Genomic DNA, 5787 nt, shown 5'->3' on the forward strand with positions numbered 1-5787 from the left:
TACGGAAGTCCGCCGCCCCCGCAGCCGAACGACACCGGCAACCCGAGCAGCCCGGCGTTGCCGAGGGTGACGAACAGGCCCTCGGGGTAGCGCGCCGTTCCCTCGTCCCCGTCGACACGGGCGGCGAGTTCGCGATCCGCGATCACCCGGACGAAGTAGAGGAGTTCCGCGACCTCTTCGGGGGTCGGCAACCGATCGACGGTCAACGTCTTCTCCTCGCGGTGGTCCTGGTCGCATGCACCTTCGGACGCTAGAGGAAAGGCGTGCCGCTCCGATTCGTCGTACACCCCAACAACCGCACGGAAATTCGTCTCGGTCACCTACGACGCGGACCGGGCGCGCACCGGCGTGGCCGTACGCACGCGGCATCCGGGCGCAGTGGCCGCCCTGTTGACCCCGCGAACCCTCGACGACTGTGTCCCGCGTGCGAGGCGGCCGGCCGAGCGGTCAGACGCGGGGCGACGCGCGGACGAGTTGGGCGAGATGCCCGGCGGCGTCCCGGAGCGGAGTGTCGTCGCCGGTGACCCTGCTGAGCAGTTCGGCTCCCTCCAGGAGGCAGACGACGGTTCCGGCGAGGGAGCGGGCCGCGAGAGTGGCGACACCGCCGGCTTCGACCTTGGTGGTGACGAGGTTCTGCCGATGGGTGAGGGTCTCGGTGGCCGCGTCCTGGAGGCCGGGCACGCGACCGACGGTCTCCAGCGCGGTAACCGCGGTCGGGCAACCGTCGGCCCAATCCGAGTGTTTGAGGCTTTCGGTCGGCAGGAGCGCGCAGGCGGCCACGGCTTCGGCGGGGTCTGCCGACGAGGCGAGTCCTTCGGTGAGCATCGCGCTGAAGTCCTCCGCGTCGTGGCGCATCGCCTCGATCGCCGGTTGCTGCTTGCCTCCGGGGAAGAAGTGGTAGACGGAGCCGGGCGAGGCCTTCGCCGCGCCGGCGATGCTCTTGACCGACGTGCTCTCGTACTCCTGCCGCTGGAGCAGACCGGCCGCGGCCTGAATGATCCGGCGACGAGTGTCGGTCTCGGACCGGCCGGTAGGCAGTGGTGTGGCGTCCAGGACGTCCACTCGGCTCGCGGCGCACACCTCTCGGATCTCGCTCGCGACCGGCAGTGTGATCTTCCCGCTGCGCCACCCGATCGACTTGGCCGAGCAGGCGGAGTCGCTGGACCACCTCAGCGGCGGACGCCTGGTATTGGGCGCGGCATCCGGCAACCGCCCCGCGGAGTTTCCCGCCTACGGCATCGGCCACGAGTCACGAGGACTGCGGTATCGGGAGACGGTCGACGCCTTCCGCGAACCCCTGGCAGCCAGCGGGCCCCGGCCGAGCGGCCACGCCATCGGCCGGGGAAAGGCCCAACACATCGGCCGGGAGATCGGCCGGGGAATCGAGCTCCTCCCGAAGCCGGTACACGGGCGGATCCCGCTGCTGGTCACCGGCTCGTCCCAGCAGACGCCGCACCGGATCGCCAAGAACGCCGACGGTTGCCTCGTCCATCCGATCACAACGGACACCGTCGACAGACCGCAGGCCCTGGGCCGCAAAATCGCCGGCCGGCGGGATCTCGTACCCGACGGCGAATTCCGACCCGCGGCCACCAACGAGTGGATCGACCTCGTCGAGGATCCCAAGCACCCGCCCACCGCGCTGCGCGGCGGCTTCGTGCTGCGCACGGTACCGAGGGCGTGCTCGAACTCCTGGGCTGCCGGCGGGAACCGGGGTCGACCACGGCGCGCTCGGAGTCCGGCACGGCCGGCGGCCGGCGGCCGAGGTGGTGGCCAAGCTCGGCGAGGAGATCGTGCCGCGCTTCCCCGCCTTGTCCGCGCCCGCGCCGCGGGCCGCCTCGTGGTGAGCCGCTGCGCTCCCCGGGCGCGGTCGACGTCCGACCAACGGCGCCGGTTCCCGGCCGGTGCCCGTTGGTCGGCGTCGGTCGGCGTCGGTCAGCGTCGGTCAGCGTCGGACGGACAAGGCCCGTAATCGGCTGCGGAGTTCCTTCTCGTCGGCACCTTCGATGAGGAAACTCGCCTTGCCGTCCACCGGACTCGTCGAACCCTCGGCGCGCTCCGCCGTCGCGTGTTCGACGAGCCAGGTCGGCCGGTCGACCGGCACCGCCGGTTCGGGGCCACCGTTCCACAACAGCCAGGCCGTCGGCGGGCCGGCGCGGCCGATCCGGGCCGCGTCGGGCCACAGACCCGTCGACAGCAGGCACGCGAGGCGCGCGATGTCGACGCCGTACGTGTGGCGGATTCCCTCCCTGACCATCGCCCCACCGACCCGGCACGTCACTTCGCCGGCGAACAGCGCGCCGAAGGCGTCCTCCACGAACTCCAGATGCAGAACGTTCACCCCATGCTCGACCGGAAGGAGCCGGGCGAACTTGCGGGCGATCTCCTCCAGCACGCGAGCCCGGCGCGAGTCGCCGTCCAGCATGACCGAACCGACGTTGTCCGTGCCGAACAGGTGCGGTGGGCTGGTGTAGCGCGACGGCGACACCAGTAGTGGCCGGGCGCCGTCGATCAGCATGTCCACGTGATGGACGGCCCCGTCCACGTGGCGTTCGGCGATCAGCGCGCCGGCGTGCAGCGCGGCCACCAGGGCGACGTCCTCGGTACAGACTCGGCGCACCTCGGCGGCGGTGCTCAGCACGCGCCCACCCAGCGCGGCCGTCCCGTCGCGGGGTTTCACCGCGAGCGCGCCGAACTGCCGCTGTGCCGCGAACAGTTCCTCGATGCAGCGTGGTGAGCGGTAGGGCACCGCCGGGACGCCGAGGCCGGCGAACAGCCGCTTCATCCGAACCCGGTCGCGGAACAAGAGCGCGGTGGGCGAGGTTTGCCCCGCGATACCGAAGAGGGTTCGGGCTTCAGCGGCGCGGAGCACGTCCTCCTCGGCGGCGGCGAACACCCGGTCCGGGCGGTCCGTCGCGCAGATCCGGAACACGTCGGCCATCGTGGCGGCTGCCTCGTAGTCCGCCACCCGCACCCGCCGGACGCCGGGAGCAAGATCGGCGTCGGGCCGGACCGAGTCGGCCGAGGTCAGCACCGTGACGCGCGCGTTCGGATCGGCCTGTCGGATCCAATGGTCGTATCGGTCCGTCGATTGCGGTCGTTGTAATATGAACACATGCATTGTCGATATCACCCGGCCGGTTCATGCATGACGGCCGGCGCGTTTGCATCCATGTAAAGAAAACCCCCGTGCGGAATAAATCACCCCGTACGCACGAATGCGGGCCTTGCCGCACATCGCACGAGACCAGCATCACCAGGGAAATATCAGGCATCCCCGGCTTGTTTTGCCTGCTCATTGCCGAGCAGTTGCGACTGGTTCAATCTACATTCCCGGGCGCCGACCCTAGCATTCACCCAACGTGCCGGTAAACTGCTTTCCCACTCAACGTTTTCGGGTGTTCGTGTTCGATCATGCAGATGCCTTTCAGCGGGGCCACGCGTCGAAACAAAACGGAATTCGGAATTCCGAATTACGTTGGCATCACGCCCGGGACGGGTCGATGTCGGAAGTATCGGAAGGCGATTCGCGGCATTACGGCGAGCCTGGCACACGGGGGCGGCGCCGCGGGTTTCGCGGTGGGTGGGTCGGTGTTCGGCGTGATGTGAAGGGGTGGCGCGGCACGCGAGGGTTGGTCGTATGTACTCCTTTTCCGAGTTCGAACCGCCGGTGCAGCGCACCACCACTCTGCCCGGCGCTGTCTACACTGCCGAGGTGACTGCCGGAACGATCGTCCTGATCATCGGATGGCTCTTCCCGTCCCGATCCGCACAGCGCACAATCCACGCAACGGGCCGCAACGCCGCTACCGCGCCGGGCACATGAGTCGACGCACGACGCGAGCGGCGACGTCTACGACGTTGCCGGCGTCCACGGCGTCCACGGCCGGCCTTGCCGAGCGGCGGGGCGCTCGTCCCGCCGCTCGGGAGCCGGCTCGGCGCACCGTCGGCCGCCTCGTCGGTCGGCGGGCGCGGCTGCGCTGGGTGCATCTCGTGCTCGGTGGCGCCCTTCTGATGCCGTTTCAGTTGGCCGCGCTCAGCGCGATCAGCACCACCGGGATCGTGGGCGAGGCCCCAGGCGCCCTGATCGCCGCGCAGTTCCTGGCGTTGGCCTGCGCTCTCCCGTTCGTCGCGATGGTCGGTCTGGTCCCGCTCGTCCGTACCCTCGAGGGCAACGCCGTGCGCGTCCTGGGCGCCCCGCGCGGCGAGGTGCTCACCGCGCCGGCGACGAGTGGGGCCGCCCGGCGCCGCGCGTCCGTATGGTTCACGCTCCACGCGCTGCTCGGCGGGGTGGTCGGTGGGATATCACTGGCCATGCCGCCCGCCGGTGTGCTGTTCGTGATCTTGTCACTGTTCCCGGATCGCGCCGATACGGTGGGGAGGCTCGGAACGGCGGAAAGCGGCCCGGTCGCAGGGGTGTTCCTCGGTGTCGCCCTCGTGTTTCTCCCGATACCGGTTTCGGCCGCCTTCGGCGCGTGGCTCGCGCGGCTTGCCCCCGTCCTCCTCGGGCCGACGCCGGCCGATCGACTTGCGCTCGCCGAACAACGCGCCGAACGCCTCGCCGAACGGGCCAGGATCGCCCGCGACCTCCACGACTCGGTCGGTCACGCGCTCAGCGCCGTCGGTATCCAAGCCTCCGCCGCAGGCCGACTCCTCGACCGCGACCCGGCCTTCGCCGCCCGTGCGCTCGCCGCGATCGAGGAGACCGCGCGCGACGCGGTCGCCGAACTCGACCATGTCCTGGGCCTGTTGCGTGAAGAGTCACGGCCCACGACCGCCCCCGCGTCCTCGCCGGCCAATCTCTCGGACCTCGTCGCCCGCACCCGGGCGGCGGGCGCCGACATCACTCTGGACCTCGATCTCGGTCTCGACCTCGGCATTTGCCTCGATCTCGGCCCTGGGGACAGCAAGGACGTCACGGATGCCAGGGACGCCAGGGATGCCAGGGACGGTCTACCTCGCGTGGTGTCCCGGGAGGCCTACCGCATCGTCCAGGAGGGCTTGGGCAACGTGCTGCGTCACGCCGGCGCGGTCCCGATCCGGCTCCGCGTCGCGGTGGCCGACGGGGAGTTGACCATTGTGATCACCAACCCGATCCCGGTACGCGGAGCCGCCGCCCGTCGAGCCGGTGGTGGTGGCGGCCGGGGCCTGCGCGGCATCGCCGAACGCACCTCGGTACTGGGCGGTTCGTTCTCGGCGGGCCCACAGGACGGATGGTGGCATCTGACCGCCCGTATACCCCTGGAAGGACCCACGTGAGCGAGCCAGTTCGCGTCCTGATCGCCGACGACGAGCACCTCGTTCGGAGCGGCCTGACCGCGATCGTCTCCGCCGAGCCCGACCTGACCGTGGTCGGCGGGGCCGCCACCGGCACGGACGCGGTGGCCCGGGCGCGCGAACTGCGGCCCGACGTCGTCCTGATGGATGTCCGCATGCCCGGCCTCAACGGCATCGACGCCACCGCGCGCCTGCTGCGCGACGTACCGGACCCGCCCAGGATCCTGATGGTGACCACCTTCGAGAACGACGAGTACGTCTACGACGCGCTGCGCGCCGGCGCGCACGGGTTCCTGCTCAAGCGCGCCCGCGCCCAGGAGATGGTCGACGCGATCCGTACCGTCGCCCGCGGCGACTCGCTCCTGTACCCGACCGCGCTCCGCGACCTGGCCCTGACCCGACGCTCCGAACGCGCCCGCGACGCGTCACTGTTGAACCGGATCGCCCGGCTGACCCCGCGCGAGCAGGAGGTACTGTGCCTGATGACGATCGGCCTGTCGAACAGATCGG

Annotated in this window: 5 protein-coding genes and 1 pseudogene; 3 read left to right on the top strand and 3 right to left on the bottom strand. The window is 70.5% G+C overall.

What is annotated here, in order from left to right; all coding sequences use genetic code 11:
* Both GT354_RS15165 and GT354_RS15170 read right to left on the bottom strand, forming a co-directional pair.
* Positions 1-206: pseudogene (locus tag GT354_RS15165) on the bottom strand (acyl-CoA dehydrogenase); the annotation flags it as partial.
* 241 nt (positions 207-447) lie between these two features.
* A complete protein-coding gene (locus GT354_RS15170) occupies positions 448-1062 on the bottom strand; it encodes a TetR/AcrR family transcriptional regulator (protein ID WP_346012037.1) in 615 nt (204 codons plus the stop codon).
* Here GT354_RS15170 and GT354_RS15175 point away from each other — a divergent pair.
* Positions 1043-1972, top strand: a complete 930-nt coding sequence (locus GT354_RS15175) for an LLM class flavin-dependent oxidoreductase (protein WP_346012038.1) — start codon at positions 1043-1045, stop codon at positions 1970-1972. The genes GT354_RS15170 and GT354_RS15175 overlap by 20 nt on opposite strands.
* On the opposite strand, the gene GT354_RS15180 is transcribed toward GT354_RS15175, so the two are convergent.
* Entirely contained in the window at positions 1946-3133 is a 1188-nt protein-coding gene (locus GT354_RS15180; protein ID WP_161356842.1) for a hypothetical protein, read from the bottom strand. The two genes, GT354_RS15175 and GT354_RS15180, sit on opposite strands and share 27 nt — an antisense overlap.
* A gap of 614 nt (positions 3134-3747) precedes the next feature.
* On the opposite strand from GT354_RS15180, the gene GT354_RS15185 reads away from it, so the two are divergent.
* Both GT354_RS15185 and GT354_RS15190 read left to right on the top strand, forming a co-directional pair.
* Positions 3748-5259: a histidine kinase gene (locus tag GT354_RS15185; RefSeq protein WP_237534914.1), complete on the top strand. Its 1512-nt coding sequence runs from the start codon at positions 3748-3750 to the stop codon at positions 5257-5259.
* Positions 5256-5787 (top strand): response regulator transcription factor (locus GT354_RS15190; RefSeq protein ID WP_346012039.1); only part of this gene is annotated, 532 nt, incomplete at its 3' end. The genes GT354_RS15185 and GT354_RS15190, both read left to right, overlap by 4 nt.

Origin of the sequence: Streptomyces sp. SID3343 (assembly GCF_009865215.1) — a bacterium.
Taxonomy (GTDB): Bacteria; Actinomycetota; Actinomycetes; order Streptomycetales; family Streptomycetaceae; genus Embleya.